Raw genomic sequence first — 19107 nt, 5'->3', positions numbered from 1 at the left:
TTTATTGAGATGTTGTGCATGGGAAACTGATGAAAAAATCAGAAATAAAAGAAGTAAGATCCCGAATTTACTTTTCAAAGGTATGGCTTAAATTAATTACTAATCAATATTACTAAAATAGGATTTACATGCGTATTACAAACTATGCATGCATTAATATTTACTTAAAAAGATGAGAATTATTGCAACTGGTTGCCTGTAAAAAAGTTAAAACTCATCAATAAGATTAGAAGTTAGGGCTAAGATTATATTTTTTATAGAAAGTATCTATAACCTCAAGAACTTCATCTTCAGTATCTACGAGTTTTATGAGTTTCAGGTCTTCGGGACTTGCGTTAAAATATTTTTCTATCAAAACAGTTTTAATCCAGTCCATTAATCCGCCCCAAAACTCAGTACCTACAAGTATAATAGGGAATTTAGCAATCTTTTTCGTTTGTATAAGTGTAATTGCCTCAAACATTTCGTCCAGGGTACCAAAACCTCCGGGCATAACCACAAATCCCTGAGAATACTTAACAAACATTACTTTTCGAACAAAAAAGTAGTCAAAGTTAAGGTTCTTATCCTGATCTATAAATGGGTTAAAATGCTGTTCAAAAGGAAGTTCTATATTTAGCCCTACAGATGGACTCATCCCTTTAGCGGCGCCTTTATTTCCTGCCTCCATAATACCGGGGCCACCACCTGTTATAACGCCATAACCTGCTTTAGAAATTTTTTCGGCAATCCTTTCAGCTAACTGATAGTATTTGTCACTTGATTTTGTCCTGGCAGAACCGAAAATTGAAACACAGGGACCTATACGGGCCATCGATTCAAATCCGTTTACAAATTCTGACATTACCTTGAAGATTACCCAGGAGTCGTTACTTCTTATTTCACTCCATGGTTTTTGTTTTAAGCCTTCAAGAATTTTGTCGTCTTCATTTTCGTAATGTTCTTTTGACATAGCAACAGTTTATATTTTTAGGTATAGAACTAAGATAGCTCTTTTTTAAGGAATTTTGCAGTATAGCTTTTCTTATTCTTTATTATTTCTTCCGGTGTACCTTTAGCTACGAGCTGGCCTCCGCCTTTACCTCCCTCATAACCAATATCTATGATATAGTCGGCAAGTTTAATAACGTCCATATTATGTTCTATAATAAGAACAGTATTACCCTTGTTTACCAATCTTGTAATGACTTCCATCAATACTCTTATGTCTTCAAAATGAAGTCCTGTGGTAGGTTCGTCCAGTATGTAGAAGGTATTACCTGTATCTTTTTTAGAAAGCTCAGTTGCCAGTTTAATACGCTGTGCTTCACCTCCTGAAAGGGTCGTGCTTTGCTGTCCTAAAGTGATATACCCTAGACCTACGTCCTGAATGGTTTTGATCTTACGGTATATTTTAGGGATATTCTCAAAAAACGGAACAGCTTCATCCACGGTCATTTCCAGTATATCAGATATGGATTTACCTTTGTAACGTATTTCAAGGGTTTCACGGTTAAAGCGTTTACCCTGGCAGGTTTCACACTCTACATAAACATCAGGAAGGAAGTTCATTTCAATAACCCTAAGTCCCGATCCCTCACAGGTTTCACAACGGCCGCCACTAACATTAAAACTGAATCTGCCTGGTTTGTACCCTCTGATCATCGCTTCCGGCGTTTGTGTAAATAACCTGCGGATTTCAGAAAACACATCCGTATAGGTAGCAGGATTAGATCTTGGCGTGCGCCCGATAGGTGACTGGTCTATATCAATTACCTTATCAATATTTTCAAGACCTTCAATCTTTTTATAAGGCTGTGGTTTTTTTACCGCATTAAAAAAATGGGTGTTAAGAATAGGGTATAGGGTTTCGTTAATAAGGGTAGATTTACCACTGCCCGAAACACCTGTAACACAAATAAGCTTACCTAACGGAAACTCTACCGTAACGTTTTTAAGGTTATTACCGCTTGCTCCGGTTAGTTTAATGGTTTTTCCATTTCCTTCACGACGCTTTTTAGGAACTTCAATCTGTTTCTCTCCATTTAGGTAAGCTGCCGTTAATGTATGTTCCTTGTAAAGCTCTGCCGGAGTACCTTTACTAACAATCTGGCCGCCAAAACGACCGGCAGCAGGACCAATATCGATAACATAATCAGCTCGCTCAATCATGTCCTTATCGTGTTCCACTACGATAACCGAGTTACCTATATCTCTTAGCTGTTCCAACGAGTGAATCAGTTTTTCATTATCGCGCTGGTGAAGACCGATACTTGGCTCGTCCAGGATATATAATACCCCTACAAGCTGAGAGCCTATTTGTGTTGCAAGCCTTATACGTTGTGCCTCACCACCGGAAAGTGATTTAGAGCTTCTGTTAAGGGCAAGATAATTAAGGCCTACATCCAGAAGGAAGCTTAATCTGGCCTTGATTTCCTTGACGATTTCCGAAGCAATTACCTTTTGCTTTTCCGTAAGCCTTTCATCAAGATTATCAAACCATTCTGCAAGGTCTGATACATCCATTAATGAGAGTTCGGCTATATTTTTATCGTCTATTTTAAAGTATAGTGATTCTTTTTTAAGTCGGGTACCGTTACAAACAGGACATTCCACTTCGTCCATGAAGTCTTTAGCCCATCGTTTGATAGAAGAAGATCCGCTCTCGTCATACTGGTTTTTGATAAAGCTGGAAATACCCTCAAAATCAATTTTGTATTCACGATTAACACCCAGTGTTTTAGAACTGATGGTAAATTTTTCCTTACCGCCGTTCATTATCATATCCATAGCGTCGGCGGGAATGGTCTCTATCGCATCGGTAAGTTTAAAACCGAATTTTTCACCTATTACCTCAAGCTGTTTAAATATCCATGAATTTTTATATTCACCAAGAGGGGCAAAACCTCCCTGTTTTATAGATAGTTTAGGGTTAGGTATTATTTTGTTAAGGTTTATTTCATTTACGGTTCCTAAACCATTACAATTATCACAAGCTCCTTTAGGGGAGTTGAAAGAAAAGTTATTAGGTTCAGGATTGGCATAGGAGATACCCGAGGTAGGACACATTAAGTTACGACTGTAGTAACGCGCTTCGTTAGTATCGTGCTCTATAACCATCATCACGTCATCACCATGATACATGGCCGTTTTAATACTTTCGCTAAGACGCTTATCTAAATCGGCACTGGTATCTACCTGCATACGGTCTATAACCGTTTCTATATCGTGGGTTTTGTAGCGGTCCAGTTTCATTCCGCTTTCAATGTCTTTTATTTCGCCGTCAACACGAACTTTAAGAAAGCCCTGTTTAGAAATTTGCTCAAACAATTCACGATAATGACCTTTACGTGCACGAACAATAGGTGCAAGGATAGTGATACGTTTACCATCAAATTTTTCAACAATAAGTTCCTTGATTTGGTCGTCGCTGTAGCTAACCATTTTTTCTCCGGTAACATAGCTGTATGCTTCACCGGCACGGGCATATAACAGCCTTAAAAAGTCGTAAATCTCGGTAATTGTACCTACTGTAGAGCGGGGACTCTTACTAGTCGTTTTCTGTTCTATTGCAATAACCGGAGATAACCCATCAATCTTATCCACATCAGGGCGTTCCAGTCCGCCAAGAAACTGACGCGCATAAGCAGAGAAGGTCTCGATGTACCTGCGCTGCCCTTCGGCATAAATGGTATCAAAAGCAAGTGATGATTTTCCCGAGCCTGAAAGACCTGTTATAACAACAAGTTTTTCGCGGGGAATGGAAACATCTATATTTTTAAGGTTGTGGGCACGTGCACCCAGTACTTCAATAGTATCTTCGTTTAGCATAGCAAATTTGTGCAAAACGCAAAGATACTGATTTTAAAGGTATTTTTTAAATGAGGTTGAAGTAAGAAATTGTTAAAGTGTTATTCCTTTTTATACAGATTGAAATTGTTTAATAAGGCAAAACTCTTTTGCCCTTAACTTCTTCAAGTAGCTCTGCCATAGCCAGATAAAAAGCGCTACTTCCACATATTACGCCTACGACACCTGCTATTTTATGTATAGTTCCGTTTCCTGTCCATAGCGAAATGGATAAAAGGAAAAACAGTATGGTTAATGATAAAAACACAAACTGCTGAACTTTACTTTTTCCAAAAGTTCCTACCCATAAAAATGCAGTGAAAATTCCCCATAAAGCTAAATACCAACCTAAGAAATCAGGAGGGGTAGCCTGTGCAACCTCCATGTTAAGACCCGGTAATAACCATACTGTTACCAGCGATAACCAAAAGAATCCGTAAGATGTAAAGGCTGTTCCTGCAAAAGTGTTTCCTTTTTTAAAGGATAATATTCCGGCGATTATCTGTGCAAGTCCGCCATAGCAAATCCCCATGGATAGTATAACAGAGCTTAAAGGGAAAAAGCCGATGTTATGAATATTAAGAAGGATTGTTGTCATTGCAAAGCCCATAAGGCCTAACGGAGCCGGATTACCTAGTTTTGATTCCATATTGCATTTTTAATTTATCGGTTCTGTCAAAAATACATTTTTATTAATTTAAATGTTAATTTTTTTTATATACTATTTCATCAAAAACTAATCTTTTATTTAGTGGTATAAATAATCTCTTCTCCTTAATTTTGAATATGATTCCTGAAATAAAATCTATACCATCTAAAAAACTGGTTGGTTTAAGCTTAACCATGTCATACGTTGAAAATAAAACAGCTGAATTATGGCAAATATTTATGCCAAGGCGAAAAGAAATTGCTAATGCTATTAGCAACGATTTGTATTCGCTACAGGTTTACAGTGAGAATTACTTTTCTCGATTTAACCCTACTGTTGAATTTACTAAATGGGCTTTGGTGGAAGTTACTGATTTTAATCAAGCACCTGATGGTATGCAAATGTTTACATTACCGGAAGGACAATATGCCGTATTTCATTACAAGGGAAGTTCTGCGAAAGGAGCAGAGTTGATGGGTTATATTTTACAGGAATGGTTGCCGCAGTCGGGTTACCAATTAGATAATCGACCTCATTTTGAGGTTTTAGGAGATAAGTATAAGAATAACGGTGATGAATCTGAAGAAGAAATCTGGATACCAATACGGTAATTACTGTAGGTTTTGACTAAAGTTGGAATCCATCAAATTGGTAAAGGCATTTTTAATGGTACCGTCAGGATTCAGTATAATTGTTCGGTTTATTTTAGTAAGTACCCATTTGTCTTTTAAAGCCCTGAAATCCGAAGCTCTTAATTGGCATATACTTTTAAAATCATATTGCTTAATCAATTTTTTCCATTCGGCATCTTCGTCTATATTAACAGCAATAAAGTTTACGTTAGGATGTTGCTGCTGTAAAGCATTTACTTTATTGTGAACTAATTTGGTTCGGTTATTTGAACAACTGCTCCAAAAGAAAATAACCGTTTCTTTATCTATATTATTATTAATATCTACATGATTGTCATAAGAATCCACTAAAGCTATTTCAGGCAGTTTATTACCTGCTTTTAATTGTCGTACAGCTCTGCCAATTCGCATTATCTCATTACTGTCACTATCATCTGTACAAAGCTCATCATATCGTTGAATGAAAGCCTGATTATTAATCATATTCTGATCTTCAAGCAGATAATTAAAGGCAAGGGTGTTTAAAACCTGGTTTTTTACCGACTGGTTTGTAAAAACCGAATCGGCTACATTAAGCTTAATAATATTTATCTCTGAATCGTTTCCTGTTACCTGATTGTATTTATCCTGAGCAATGTTATTTATCATTGCTGTTACATATCTCATAAAAGGGGAATAATTAGTTAGCCGGGGATCATTAAGTGCTACATCTTTCCTGAAATTGTAAAAATCATCAGGCATACGGTCTCTTATATCTTCATCTGTATGTCTTTTATGGATATAAGGATAATACTCTCTTTTGGTGTAGTAATTAAGGTCTACTCTGGATTTTGCATAAAAATCAAAATCCTCATTCCAGCCAATTCTTTGTTTTTCAGTATTGTAATAAGAAATTCTTTCATTATTTATCGAATCGATTGTATGCATGAAATCGTTTAGATTATAATCATAGATAAAGGCCGATTTGGTGCGGTCTTTTTCGTTCATAAGAAAAAGCTCCATCATAAAATTGTTTTTCTCATTACCACGTCCGCTAAATACCAAAGATTCGTCAAAATGCTTAGCATTTAAGTTGACCATTATACTGTCGTTCTTATCAAAATAAACATATTGAAAGTCGGGTTCGTTTTTAAAACTATAAAGTCCTGGAGTAAGGGAATCAAATTTTACAAAAAATCTGTTTTTTTCATCAAGAGGCAATGTATCTATTACTTTATTGTCGCGACAAAAAAGAATATACCGACACTGGGGGCTTGATACTTCGCCTCCAAAATATGCTTCATAATTATCGCTATTTCCACAGGATGCAAGCGATAACAAAAAGACAATAAGTAATAGTAGTTTTTTTCTTAATAGTGCCATTGCGTCTTTTCCGTACTTTAACAAAAATATTTTTTCTGACCTTCATATTTTGTTAAAAGACAGTTAAAAATATAAGGCTTGTTATATTACTCTTAATAGACCTAATAGTTCTTTATTTTTCTTACTTTTGCAAAAATTTTTTAAAATGCTTTCAGTTTCAAATTTATCGGTTCAGTTTGGTAAAAGGATATTATTCGACGAAGTAAATACTTCTTTTACCCAAGGTAACTGTTATGGTATCATTGGCGCAAATGGTGCCGGTAAATCCACTTTTCTAAAAATATTAGCAGGAGATGTAGATCCTACATCGGGTCATGTATTTCTTGAACCGGGCAAACGTATGTCTGTACTTAACCAGAATCATAACATGTTTGATGAGCATACCGTTCTTGAAACAGTGATGATGGGGAATACACAGCTTTTCTCTGTTAAAAAAGAAATGGATGAAATTTACCTTAAACCCGACTTCTCTGATAAAGATGGTGAAAGGGTAGGTGAGCTTCAGGTTATTTTTGAAGAAATGAATGGCTGGAATGCCGATTCTGATGCTGCAGCACTTTTATCAAGTTTAGGCATTGGAGATGAGCACCATTATACACTAATGGGAGACATGGATAACAAACTTAAGGTTCGTGTCCTATTAGCTCAGGCACTATTTGGTAACCCGGACGTTCTTATTATGGATGAGCCTACCAACGACCTTGACTTTGAAACAATATCATGGCTTGAAAACTTCCTTGCTAATTACGATAATACAGTAATCGTTGTATCTCACGACCGTCACTTCCTTGATGCTGTTTGTACACATATTTCTGATATAGACTTTAGTAAGATCAATCATTACTCAGGTAACTATACTTTCTGGTACGAATCAAGCCAACTAGCAGCTAAACAAAGAGCACAGCAAAACAAGAAAGCTGAAGAAAAGAAAAAAGAACTTCAGGAGTTCATCATGCGTTTTAGTGCTAACGTGGCTAAATCTAAACAAGCTACCAGCCGTAAAAAAATGCTTGAAAAACTTAAAGTTGACGATATTAAACCATCCAGCAGAAGATATCCAGCAATTATTTTTGATCAGGAACGTGAAGCCGGTGACCAGATATTAAACATTTCGGGACTTAGCGCTTCTGTTGAAGGTGAGGTTTTATTTAAAAACCTTGACCTGAATATGGCAAAAGGTGATAAGATAGTAGTAGTATCAAGAGACTCTCGTGCTACAACTGCTTTCTATGAAATCATTAACGGTAATATGCAGCCGGACAGCGGTAAATTTGAATGGGGTGTAACTACAATTCAATCGTACCTTCCGGTAGAAAACCATGAGTTTTTTGATACAGATCTAAATCTGGTTGACTGGTTACGCCAGTGGGCTACTACAGAGGAAGAGCGTGATGAAGTTTATATTCGCGGATTCCTTGGTAAAATGCTTTTCAGTGGTGAAGAGGCTCTTAAATCTTCAAGAGTTCTTTCAGGAGGGGAAAAAGTACGTTGTATGCTTTCAAGAATGATGATGCTTAGGGCTAATGTATTAATGCTTGATGAACCTACAAACCACCTTGACCTTGAATCGATTACTGCATTTAACAACTCACTTAAAAACTTTAAGGGGTCTGTATTGTTTACAACACATGACCACGAGTTTGCTCAAACAGTAGCTAACAGGGTACTGGAAATAACACCAAACGGAGTTATAGACCGTTACATGTCGTTTGATGATTATCTGGATGACGATAAGGTAAAAGAATTAAGAAAAAGCATGTATGCTAAATAATATAGAAAAGCCCAAACAAAATGTTTGGGCTTTTTTTATGCTTTATATAAATTATTATTGTTTTGAAACGGTTGTTCCTTCGGTGGCATCCTCTTTTACGACAATCACCTTAGCCCTGAATCCTGTGGCCAAATTCCACTGACTTGAATGAAGGACATCCTTTTGGTCGTCTACAATCCTGATGTCTGCAGTATTAGGCCCTGTAGTTCCCTGATTTAATGCCTCAAATTCAATTTTATTGAATCCTGGCTGTAATCGTATCTGTATAGCAGATGAATTATTGGTAAGAACAAAGTCACTTATTACAATATGGTCGTTTATCCAAACCCTTATCCTGTCACCATCCTGAAGACCGAAGTCAGCAACGTAGGAGTTTATATATTCAGACTTTGTTCGTATTTCCCCTAAAAACTGGTTTCCTTTATAAGCTTCACTCGATTCTCCCTGTTGCCTTATCTTTACACGGTCTTCATAGTTTTCTCCGGAATCTGCATACTGTTTTTCAATGATCATGGGAGAAGTATCAGTCTTATCCACACCAATCTGAAAACGGGGATCAAGTTCTTTTTTAGGCGGCTTTATGGTAAATATACTTGGTGTGTTATCCTCTTTAGAAGGCTCGGGAGATACCTGAGGATCTTTTTCCCTCGGAATAGCTATACCTCCCTGTGGTTTATCACCACCCTGGGCCATAACCTTAGGGCTAATGCATAAAAAAAGGAATAGTATAAACAGGTATCGCATAATATGTTTTTGAGCTAAAATAGTATAAGCAATTAATGTGCCTAAAACTTAGCTAATACAAATTAATGAAAAATAAGTCAATAAGTATTAAAGTGTAACAACGTAAAAGCTGTTATTTTATTCTGCTTCAATTTCCCATAGTTTTACAATCTGTTCAAAAGTAATAGAACCGGGAGTTGTAACATATTCTTTTATGAGTCTAAAACCTGCTTTCTCCAGACTCCTGTTAGGGGAAGGATTAAAGGCATTGGGTTGACAATAAACCTTTTTAAGTTTTATATTATTAAAATAATAGGGAAGGGTCATTTTTATAAAATCTACGCCATAACCGTTATTTCTGTAATCAGTCTTCCAAATATGAAGGTGCATAAAACCATGATCTTTGTAGGTTAATGGGTTTAAATTACTATGACCTATAGGTTCGTCATCCACATACCATACTACTCCATATACTTTCTTTTCTTCATATGGTAACGTAAGCTGAGTTTGCAGCATGGCAGTAAAATCTTCTCTGGCGGGAAGCTTTTCTATATCGACCCCCATATTAATAAGATATTCCTTATCAGCTTTAAACCAGTAATCAGCAATTAGTTTTACATCTTTATCTTGGATTTCCCGTACAGATAATTTATTTTTAAGCATATTTGTCTTATAATTTACCCCAAGTTAATGAAAAAGTTACCAATCATTCTCAGTTTATTATTTTTAACATTATGTTGTGTTTCCTGCAAAGTAGGACGTTTTGTATACTACAATCTTGCAAATATTACCGACTATAAAATATTCCCTTCGAGACCTCTTGTAAATGATTCAATAGTGTTTCATTATTATACAACAGAGCAGGACAAAGCAAAAGCCCCTAAGAAAATTAATTACAATGGAAGTGAAGTTGCTTTTGATGATTTTCTTGCTGATAATAAAACAGTAGCTTTTTTAATTATTAAGAACGATACTATTCAGTACGAAAAGTATTTTAACGGGTATGAACAGGAGTCGATTGTAGCGTCTTTTTCCATGGCAAAATCGGTAACTTCCATACTTATAGGTTGTGCTTTGGATGATGGCTTTATAAAGTCGGTTGATGAGCCTGTTATTAATTATGTTCCTGAGCTTAAGGATAACGGGCTTGAAAAAGTCACGATAAAACACTTGTTGCAAATGTCAAGCGGAATTAAGTGTGAAGAAAGCTATATAAATCCTTTTGGGGATGCAGCTACCTATTATTATGGAACTGATTTAAGGAAAGCTTTAAGTAAAATGCAACCTGAGCGTGAACCCGGCACCGAATTTTCATATAGCAGTTGTGATACACAATTATTAGGTTTGGTTTTAGAGCGCTCTTTAAAAGGAAAAACCATAACCGAATATCTTGACGAAAAGATATGGAAACCTCTTGGTATGGAATATGATGCTTCGTGGAGTTTAGACAGTGAGAAAAACGGCCTGGAAAAAACTTTTTGCTGTATTAATGCCAGGGCAAGGGATTTTTCTAAAATAGGAAGATTATACCTTAATAAAGGAAACTGGAACGGAAAGCAGATTGTATCAGAAAAATGGGTAGAGGAATCTACAAAACCCGACACTGGTATTGGAAATGTTGATTATTACAAATATCAATGGTGGCTTTCATCCGGGGGCAGCTATATGGCTAAAGGGCTTTTGGGACAGTTTATCTATGTGTATCCATCCAAAGATCTTATAATTGTACGATTAGGTAAAAACTATGGAGAAGTGCAGTGGCCGGAATTATTAACAAGTCTTGCAGAGAATTATTAATTATCGGTGCCTGCCTGATCTGTTTTTTTCGGCAAACCAGTCGTTTACACTGTCTTTTTCGTCTCTGTAATCTTCCCTTGTTGGCTCACCTGACTTATCATAATGCGCGTTATTATCTACATTATCACTTGATTGGGTTGTGCCTTCATGTTTTTTATCATCTTCCATAAATATCTTTTTAAAATGTAATATTAGGAATTTGAAGAATTTCTTTTTGTTAAGAATGACCTAAAATTATTAGTAAATAAGCTCCTCGACGTTTTTTTGTATCATTTCTGCCAGTTTTGCAGTAGGGAGGTCGTTTGGATCATAACCAAAAGGATCCTCAATTTCCTCAGCAATAAGCTCCAAACTTGCCAGTACATAAAAAATGATAGTAACAACAGGTATTACCAGATAGCCTAACATAAAAACATACCCGAAAGGAAGTGTCATAACATATATAAAAATAAACTTCTTTATAAAGGCGCTGTAAGAATAGGGGATAGGAGTATTTTTAATCCTTTCACAAATACCACATATATCTGTTAGCGATTGTATTTCCGCATTTAATACGATAAGCTGGTCGCCTGTAATTTTTCCCTGCTCATATAGCTCATTCACTTTTGCTATTATGGTTTTAGCTATTTGATTGGGTTTATGCTTGTAATGATCTGCAGCAAGTATAGCATCCTCAAAAAGCTCATGACTTATATCAGCATTCTTTAAATGCAGGTTTAATACCGAAGAGTATGCCGGTATAAGTTTCCTGAAAATCTCCTTGTCTTCTTTGGCCTTAATCATTACAGCTACTTTAATGGCTAAATTACGACTATTGTTAACCAATGCACCCCAGGCTTTACGGCCTTCCCACCAGCGATCATAGGCAGTATTTGTCCTAAATACAAGCAATAAGGATATTACAAAACCCAGTAATGTATGCATTACAGTAATATTTTTTATGTGGCTTAATTCAGATAGTTTCCAGTATTCCAGTTCCAGATAGGCTATGATAAAAGAATAGGCTGCAATACCCAGCATTATAGGTAATAATTTTCTGAAAGTATCTCCCTTATGAAATCGGAATATAAACGAAAACCACTCTTTAGGGTTATATGTAATCATTGGGTTAGTTGTAAATTGTTTTGCTTCACAAATTTATTTAAAGTTTGCAGTTGCACAAACATTATTGAACGGCTTCTTTATAAACTTTCAAAACCCTTTCCCTCGCTTCTTTATGATCTACAATAGGCCTGTAGTTTAACTCCTGAAACTCAGGAACCCATTTTTTTATATATTTAAAATCTCCGTCAAACTTTTTAACCTGTTCCATAGGGTTAAATACCCTGAAGTATGGTGCGGCATCAACACCACTTCCTGCAGCCCATTGCCAGTTACCTACGTTGCTGGACTGTTCGTAGTCTAACAGCTTTTCGGCAAAATAGGCTTCACCCCAACGCCAGTCGATAAGCAGGTGCTTGCATAAAAAACTTGCAACAACCATTCTTACCCTGTTATGCATGTAACCGGTAGTGTTAAGTTCACGCATACCGGCATCAACCATTGCATAACCTGTTTTCCCTTCACACCATGCTTTGAATTCCTTTTCGTTATTCCTCCATTTAATATTATCATATTTAGAGCGAAAACTTTTATTTACAGTTTCAGGAAAATGCCACAATATCTGCATGAAGAACTCTCTCCATATAAGTTCATTTAAAAATGTTCCGTTTTTACTTTCAAGGGCTTTTTTTACCATTTCCCTAATACTTACAGAACCAAACCTTAAATGCGGACTCAAATAAGATGTCCCGTCTATAGACGGAATATTTCGTGTGTCTTCATAATTATCTATAAGCGTAGTGGTAACGGTATAAGATTTTACCTTAATGGTACTTTCTGTAAAACCTAAATCTTTAAGGTCTAAAAAAGGATAGGAGTGGGATGCTATTTCAGATAGCTTATCTTCTGGATGATGTTGTCTTATATCCTTAACGATAAACTTCTCTTTCCACTTTTTCATATATGGAGTATAAACCACATAAGGGTCTCCATCATCCTTAACTACTTCATCTTTTTCAAAAATAACCTGATCTTTAAAAGTTTTAAAATCAATATTGTTATCCTTTAATAATTGAAGTATTTGTTTATCTCTTTTTAAAGCATAAGGCTCATAGTCATGATTGGTAAAAACAGTATTAATATCATTATCTGAAAGTAATTGTTTGAATACTTTTTCAGGAGTATCATAAAATACCGCCAACGATTTATTATACTTTTTAAGTTCTGTATTTATCTGCTCTAACAACTGATGGATAAAAGTAAGCCTAGCATCATCTTTAGGCAATTCTTCAAGAATATTAGGGTCAAAAATAAAAATAGGGAGTACTTTCTCTCCTGATGTTAAGGCTTCATACAAACCTGTATTATCATTAATACGCAAATCCCTTCTAAACCAAAATATATTCATTTCTGTTCCTTATCCTTTAAATTCGCCAAAAAGCTCAATTAATTTATTTCTTCTGTATTCAAAAATTTTCTCCAGCTTAGGTTTTACCAAGATTGGATGAGCCATTTTACCTAAAATTCCCATGGGGATTTTGTAATGAACTATATCTTCCATTTCAACTCCTCCCGGAATCTCTTTCAGAAAATGTTTATGATGCCAAAATTTATAGGGTCCATAGCGCTGTTCGTCTACAAAAAACTGTTTGTCCTGTACGTGAGTAATCTCTGTAACCCATTCCATTTTATAACCTAACAAGGGAGTAATTGTATAATGGATAATCTGTCCGGCAAACATTTTTCTGTCGTCTCCTGATAAAGTTACAAATCCCATCGAAGGAGGTGTAATTACGGCAAGGTTTTTGGGAGTAGAAATAAAGTCCCAGGCTTCCTGTAAGCTTACGGGTAAATTTTGTTTTTTGTGTAGTGTATACAAATCTAAATTTTTAAATGTTGTGTGAAGTTAGGAAACACGAGGGAAATTTAAGGTTTGTTCATCGCTATTTTTAGTATTTTTTAACAGTCGTAAAACAGTTATTGATTAATTTCGCAGTATATATTTCTATAAAAAATCAGACTCACAATGAAAAAACTACTTATTGCAGGAGCTATAGTGCTGGGTTGCTTAACAGGAACAGCACAGGTACGTACACCAATGGCCAGCCCTAATGCTAAAATTGAACAGACTGTAGGCCTTACAGATGTTAAAATTGATTATTCCCGCCCAAGTGCAAGAGGAAGATCGGTTTACGGAGAATTAGTTCCTTTCGGAAAACTTTGGAGAACAGGGGCTAACGCTAACACTTTAATTTCTTTTAGCGAAGATGTAGTTATTGCAGGTAAAACCCTTCCTAAAGGTGAGTATGCTTTATATACTTTACCAAAAGCAGACAGTTGGGATATTATTTTCTATAAAGATACCAATAACTGGGGACTTCCTGAAAAATGGGACGAGAACAAAGAGGCTTTAAGAGCTACTGTAAAACCTGAGTTTTTATCTAAAAATGTTGAAACATTTACTTTAAATATCGCTGACATAGATAACGATTATGCTAATCTTGAGCTTTCTTGGGAAAGAACTAAGGTTACGCTTAAGTTTGAAGTGCCTACTAAGAAAGTAGCTATTAAGAGTATTGAGGCAGCTATGGCAGGACCAACTGCAAGTGATTATTTTGCAGCTGCACAGTATTACTATCAGTCTGATGCCGATATGAACAAAGCTCTTGAGTGGGTTAATAACGCTATCGCGAAAACACCACAAGGTCAGGATGTTCCTTATTATATTTTAAGACAAAAATCGCTTATCCAGGCTAAAATGGGGGATAAGAAAGGAGCTATAGAAACTGCTAAACAATCTCTTGCCGGTGCAGAAAAAGCTAACAACTTTGATTATGTAAAAATGAATAAAGATTCTATTCTTGAATGGAGCAGAAAATAATCTGAGTAACCAAATAATAAAAAAGCAGGCTTTTGGCCTGCTTTTTTATTTATATAGTTTCTTCTTGTTTTGTTTTATTAAATAATGGTTGCAATATAAAAGATAATACAATTGTTAACATGGCACCTATAAAGTTTAACCATAAATAACCAATTGCATCTACACGGGCATATTTGTACCATATGTAAATAACAACAGCCTGAGTAATCAGTGCGCCCCAAAATATGGCCTCAGCTTTTATGTATTTTATATAGAATGCTACCAGGAATATACCTAATACCGTTCCGTAGAAAATAGAACCTATAATGTTTACCAGCTGAATAAGGTTTTCAAAAAGTGTGCCTACGCAGGCAAATAATATTGCTACAATACCCCATAGAAGGGTAAAAAACTTAGTAGCATTTACATAATGTTTTTCCGATTTATTACCTACGTTTCGTTTGTAGATATCTATAGCTGTGGTAGAGGCGAGTGCATTAAGTCCTGAGGCGGATGATGACATTGCAGCCGAGAATATTACTGCAAGCAATAACCCGATAAGACCCTTTGGTAAAAAATTAAGTATAAAGTACAGGAAAACATAATCCTTATCGTTAGTTTCTGCCTTTTCGTTTACTTTTTTAATCAGTTCTTTAGCTTTATCTCTTAAATCTTTTTCTCTTGTATTAAGGGCAATCATTTTATTATGAAGTTCCTTATTGTCATAATCCTGATTAAGTTGGTTTACATAGAGCATACTGATCTCTTTCTTTTCATCAGCAAGATTATCCAGCTGCCTTTCAAGTCCATTATATTCATCTTTATACTGTGATTCCTGCAGCGCCTTTACGTTATTAGGGTTAAAGTGTAAAGGGGCAGAGTGGAACTGGAAAAATATAAAAACCATAACGCCAATAAGCAGAATAAAGAACTGCATAGGTACTTTCAATAATCCGTTCATAATAAGCCCCATTTGGCTTTCCCTTATAGATCTACCCGAAAGATAACGTTGTACCTGAGACTGGTCAGTTCCAAAATAGGCAAGTGCCAAAAAGAAACCACCGGCAATACCACTCCATATTGTATAGCGTTGCCCAGGATCAAATGAAAAATTAACAATATTCATTTTATCGTTAGCACCTGCAATATGCAGGGCATTACCAAAACTAAGTTCATCAGGTAAATTATTCAGCAATACAATAAAAGTGATTGCCATACCCGTCATTATAACAAACATTTGTTGTTTTTGGGTAACATTTACTGCTTTAGTACCACCTGAGAATGTATATATAATAACTAATAAACCTATCATAAAGTTCATTAAGTTAAGATTCCAGCCTAAAAGGGAAGAAAGTATAATTGCCGGAGCATAAATTGTTAACCCGGTGCCGAGTCCGCGCTGTATAAGAAAAATTATAGAGGCTAAAGACCTTGTTTTAAGGTCAAAACGCTGTTCCAGAAATTCATAGGCCGTAAATACTTTTAATTTATGGTATATAGGAATAAATGTAAGGCATATTACTACCATAGCTAGCGGCAGACCGAAATAGAACTGCACAAAACCCATACCGTCATGGTATGCCTGTCCCGGTGTGGATAGAAAGGTAATGGCGCTTGCCTGTGTTGCCATAACAGAAAGACCAACCGTCCACCAGGGAGTTTCGTTATTACCAAGTATAAATTCTTCAACATTCTTGCTTCCGCGGGTTTTTAAAACCCCGTAAACGACGATAAAGAGTAATGTAACCGAAAGTATAATCCAGTCAATTGTCTGCATGCTATGTAAAGATTTGCATTATAAAATAAAAAATAAGTATGTAGATAACGTTAAGCAGCAGCACCAACGAATAACTTTTTTTCCATTTTGTCGGATTATCTTTCATACAATTCCTTTTTAACTTCGATATATAGGACTGATAACAAACTTAATTGTTACATGTAAATCCCTTTATTTACCTAAAGCAATAATATTAGCCATTAGCCTGTAAGCCCCAGAAACACCTTCAGGAAGCTCTCTGAAAAAGCTCAGGCCGGTATAAATATAATAACCTTTTCCGTGCTTCGCTATAAGCAACGCACCTTTTTTTGGAGATTCACCTTTATCATGAGAGGATAGGATAGGGGTAAATTCCGATGCCCATTCGTCCGGATAGTACAATCCCTGTTCCTGTACCCAGCCCTTAAAATCTCTGTTGGTTATCTTGTTAGGTCGGTTTAATACATCATTTGAAGGATCTAAAAACGTAACTTTTGCATCTTCTTCAGTAACCCTGTCTCTTGATATCCTGATAGGATAAGGAGCTATATCTTTTATAGACAAATGTCCTGTAGTATTATATTGTACCACCATGTTACCACCTTCCTTTACATAATCAAAAAGCATCTGCTGCTTAAACTCTAATGATTCTAGTACATTATAACAGCGTATACCCATAATTATGGCATCAAAACCTGTCAATGTCTCCGGTGAAATAGCTTCTGGTGTCAACAGGGTAACTTCATAGCCCATTTGTCTCAGGCTTTCAGGAACGTTGTCTCCGGCACCCATTATATAAGCTATTCTACGTCCTTTAATTTCTAAATCTACCTTTGTGAATTTAGCTATAGAAGGCATTAACACTTGTTGTTTTGCAATATGAGGATAATCTATAATTATCTGTTCTTTATCATATTTTGCACCATCAATTAAAGCAATACTTTCAGCTTCTGCTTCTTCCGGTTCAGTAGGTGGAGTAACCTCAAAACTCACGGTAATTTCGCTTCCTTTATTCTTTAAATCAAAAGGAATAGAAGCAGGATTAACTTTCCATGTGTTAGGAAGCCTTAGCTCAAGATTACCCGAACAATTGTCTTTCCCTGCATGTATCTTTATCAGTACCTGTTGCTTTCTGTTGTCTTTAAACAACTGTACTTTGTTTATTATTTTAGTTGTCACGGCAGGTACTACATCAAAAGGCTGATAAACTTCACCAAAAGCAGGATCTGTATATTTATATACCAGTTCTTTTGTAAAAGGGATAGCCACGCCGTTTACTTCAATAACAAAGCTAACTTCCATCTCACGGATAATATCAGGAATACCAATGTTTTGCTGATCGCTAACAGTATACATTCCTTTATTTCCCTTTTCTTTTAACCAATAAGGTGAAGTATAATTAGCTGTTTTAGGTATTGTTACCGAAATTGTATTTCCCTGATCTATATTGTTGTCCAGAACTAAATCCTGGACAAAGGTTTTATTTTCAGGTAATACACCAATATATTTTAAAACCATAGGAACCGGACTTCGGTTTATAGCTTCCCAGCGTATTGAAATATCACTACCCGGTGTGGCAGACTGATTCTCTGCTACAGCTTCAATAAAAAGTCCGCTACATGCTGCTATAATTTCTTTAATTTCTTTTAACTTAATCTCTTTCCAGTGTTTATCTTCAATATTTGCAATATTTATATAAACAGCTGTTAATGCGGGAACAGATGCTGAAGGATTTTTAAAATCGAAATTATTTAGTATCTGCTGTACGGCTTCACCAATCTCTTTACCGCCTTTAACCCTGTTCCAGGAAGTATCAATACCTTCAAAAAGGTTTTGTTTGTCTTTTAAATTACTTCCTTTAATAAGCTCCAGGTACTCCATATCATCCCCACGTGCTCCACTTGTACCAAATCCCTGAGATCGGTGCCTGCTTCGGCTTAATGCCGCAATTTCCTGATTGGATTTGCCTAACATTGGGTAATAAACACCTGTAGACAGGTTGATATATCTAGATTTGTCAGCCTTGTCAAATTGTTCTTTACCTCCAAAAAACCACCATGAAACATTAAAGAACACTCGCTTAGGCTGCCATGTATTTACAAATTGAAGCTGATTAACAGCATAACGAGGATCATTTGCTAAACTGTAAGCTTCCTGGGTAAGCATTGCTGAAGAAGTATGATGACCATGTGTTGAACCAGGGGTTCGGTGGTCAAAACGATTGATAATAACATCCGGCTGGAATTTACGTATTACCCAAACCATATCTTCAAGCACTTCTTCCTTATCCCAAATCTGTAGTGTTTCGTTTGGCATCTTTGAGAAACCAAAATCGTTTGCACGACTGAAAAACTGTTCTCCTCCGTCTATTTTTCTGGCCTCAATAAGCTCCTGAGTACGTATAACCCCTAATAATTCCCTTAATTCAAGGCCGATAAGGTTTTGTCCGCCATCTCCACGGGTAAGGGCCAAATAGCCTGTATGAGCCATGTCTTCGTTAGAAAGATAAGAAATGAGCCGTGTGTTTTCATCATCGGGATGTGCAGCAATATACAGAGCCGAACCTAAAAAGTTCAGCTTTTCTATTTTATGGTATATTTCTACTGAAGATGGTTTTTGAGGTTGTTGTGCATAACCAACTACACAACATAATATAAAGAGGTAACTTAATAATTTATGCATGATTTT

General features: G+C 36.0%; 16 protein-coding genes. 4 read left to right on the top strand and 12 right to left on the bottom strand.

What is annotated here, in order from left to right:
* Positions 1 to 226 precede the first annotated feature (226 nt).
* The 3 genes from NU09_RS03590 to NU09_RS03580 all read right to left on the bottom strand — a co-directional run bounded on the left by NU09_RS03590 (position 227) and on the right by NU09_RS03580 (position 4477).
* Positions 227 to 952: a TIGR00730 family Rossman fold protein gene (locus NU09_RS03590; protein ID WP_129749888.1), complete on the bottom strand. Its 726-nt coding sequence runs from the start codon at positions 950 to 952 to the stop codon at positions 227 to 229.
* Between the two features lie 29 nt (positions 953 to 981).
* Entirely contained in the window at positions 982 to 3810 is a 2829-nt protein-coding gene (gene uvrA, locus NU09_RS03585; protein ID WP_129749887.1) for an excinuclease ABC subunit UvrA, read from the bottom strand.
* A 109-nt stretch (positions 3811 to 3919) separates the two neighbouring features.
* Complete coding sequence (locus NU09_RS03580; RefSeq protein WP_129749886.1) at positions 3920 to 4477, bottom strand: acetate uptake transporter; 558 nt, start codon at positions 4475 to 4477, stop codon at positions 3920 to 3922.
* A 137-nt stretch (positions 4478 to 4614) separates the two neighbouring features.
* On the opposite strand from NU09_RS03580, the gene NU09_RS03575 reads away from it, so the two are divergent.
* Positions 4615 to 5088 (top strand): GyrI-like domain-containing protein, encoded by a 474-nt coding sequence (locus NU09_RS03575; protein WP_129749885.1) that lies wholly within the window; start codon positions 4615 to 4617, stop codon positions 5086 to 5088.
* Here NU09_RS03575 and NU09_RS03570 read toward each other — a convergent pair whose 3' ends face one another.
* Entirely contained in the window at positions 5089 to 6471 is a 1383-nt protein-coding gene (locus tag NU09_RS03570) for a TlpA family protein disulfide reductase (protein ID WP_129749884.1), read from the bottom strand. It abuts the gene before it with no gap.
* A gap of 145 nt (positions 6472 to 6616) precedes the next feature.
* Here NU09_RS03570 and NU09_RS03565 point away from each other — a divergent pair, with 145 nt between their 5' ends.
* Entirely contained in the window at positions 6617 to 8242 is a 1626-nt protein-coding gene (locus tag NU09_RS03565) for an ABC-F family ATP-binding cassette domain-containing protein (protein WP_129749883.1), read from the top strand.
* Positions 8243 to 8296: 54 nt separating this feature from the next.
* Here the strand turns inward: NU09_RS03565 and NU09_RS03560 are convergent, their stop codons facing one another.
* The gene (locus NU09_RS03560; protein WP_129749882.1) at positions 8297 to 8986 is read right to left on the bottom strand and encodes a hypothetical protein; all 690 of its coding nucleotides are present in this window, start codon (positions 8984 to 8986) and stop codon (positions 8297 to 8299) included.
* A 117-nt stretch (positions 8987 to 9103) separates the two neighbouring features.
* Positions 9104 to 9628, bottom strand: coding sequence for a GNAT family N-acetyltransferase (locus NU09_RS03555; RefSeq protein ID WP_129749881.1), 525 nt, complete (start codon positions 9626 to 9628; stop codon positions 9104 to 9106).
* 27 nt (positions 9629 to 9655) lie between these two features.
* On the opposite strand from NU09_RS03555, the gene NU09_RS03550 reads away from it, so the two are divergent.
* Entirely contained in the window at positions 9656 to 10762 is a 1107-nt protein-coding gene (locus NU09_RS03550) for a serine hydrolase domain-containing protein (RefSeq protein WP_129749880.1), read from the top strand.
* Here the strand turns inward: NU09_RS03550 and NU09_RS17055 are convergent, their stop codons facing one another.
* From NU09_RS17055 to NU09_RS03535, 4 genes are all read right to left on the bottom strand, one after another.
* Entirely contained in the window at positions 10763 to 10930 is a 168-nt protein-coding gene (locus NU09_RS17055; protein WP_165357652.1) for a hypothetical protein, read from the bottom strand. It lies immediately after the preceding gene.
* 69 nt (positions 10931 to 10999) lie between these two features.
* Positions 11000 to 11866, bottom strand: a complete 867-nt coding sequence (locus NU09_RS03545; protein ID WP_129749879.1) for a bestrophin family protein — start codon at positions 11864 to 11866, stop codon at positions 11000 to 11002.
* A 61-nt stretch (positions 11867 to 11927) separates the two neighbouring features.
* Positions 11928 to 13211, bottom strand: a complete 1284-nt coding sequence (locus NU09_RS03540) for a cryptochrome/photolyase family protein (RefSeq protein ID WP_129749878.1) — start codon at positions 13209 to 13211, stop codon at positions 11928 to 11930.
* Positions 13212 to 13220: 9 nt separating this feature from the next.
* Positions 13221 to 13682 carry an SRPBCC family protein gene (locus tag NU09_RS03535; RefSeq protein ID WP_129749877.1) on the bottom strand — a complete coding sequence of 154 codons (462 nt, stop codon included), beginning with the start codon at positions 13680 to 13682 and terminating at the stop codon, positions 13221 to 13223.
* Positions 13683 to 13829: 147 nt separating this feature from the next.
* Here NU09_RS03535 and NU09_RS03530 point away from each other — a divergent pair, with 147 nt between their 5' ends.
* The gene (locus tag NU09_RS03530) at positions 13830 to 14684 is read left to right on the top strand and encodes a DUF2911 domain-containing protein (RefSeq protein WP_129749876.1); all 855 of its coding nucleotides are present in this window, start codon (positions 13830 to 13832) and stop codon (positions 14682 to 14684) included.
* A gap of 49 nt (positions 14685 to 14733) precedes the next feature.
* Here the strand turns inward: NU09_RS03530 and NU09_RS03525 are convergent, their stop codons facing one another.
* Together NU09_RS03525 and NU09_RS03520 are read right to left on the bottom strand one after the other, a co-directional pair.
* Positions 14734 to 16440, bottom strand: coding sequence for a sodium:solute symporter (locus NU09_RS03525; protein WP_129749875.1), 1707 nt, complete (start codon positions 16438 to 16440; stop codon positions 14734 to 14736).
* A 171-nt stretch (positions 16441 to 16611) separates the two neighbouring features.
* Positions 16612 to 19101: a PIG-L family deacetylase gene (locus tag NU09_RS03520; RefSeq protein WP_129749874.1), complete on the bottom strand. Its 2490-nt coding sequence runs from the start codon at positions 19099 to 19101 to the stop codon at positions 16612 to 16614.
* Positions 19102 to 19107 lie beyond the last annotated feature (6 nt).

This window comes from Flavobacterium beibuense (assembly GCF_004151245.1).
Taxonomy (GTDB): Bacteria; Bacteroidota; Bacteroidia; order Flavobacteriales; family Flavobacteriaceae; genus Flavobacterium; species Flavobacterium beibuense_A.
This window is presented reverse-complemented; position numbering and strand designations above follow the sequence as displayed.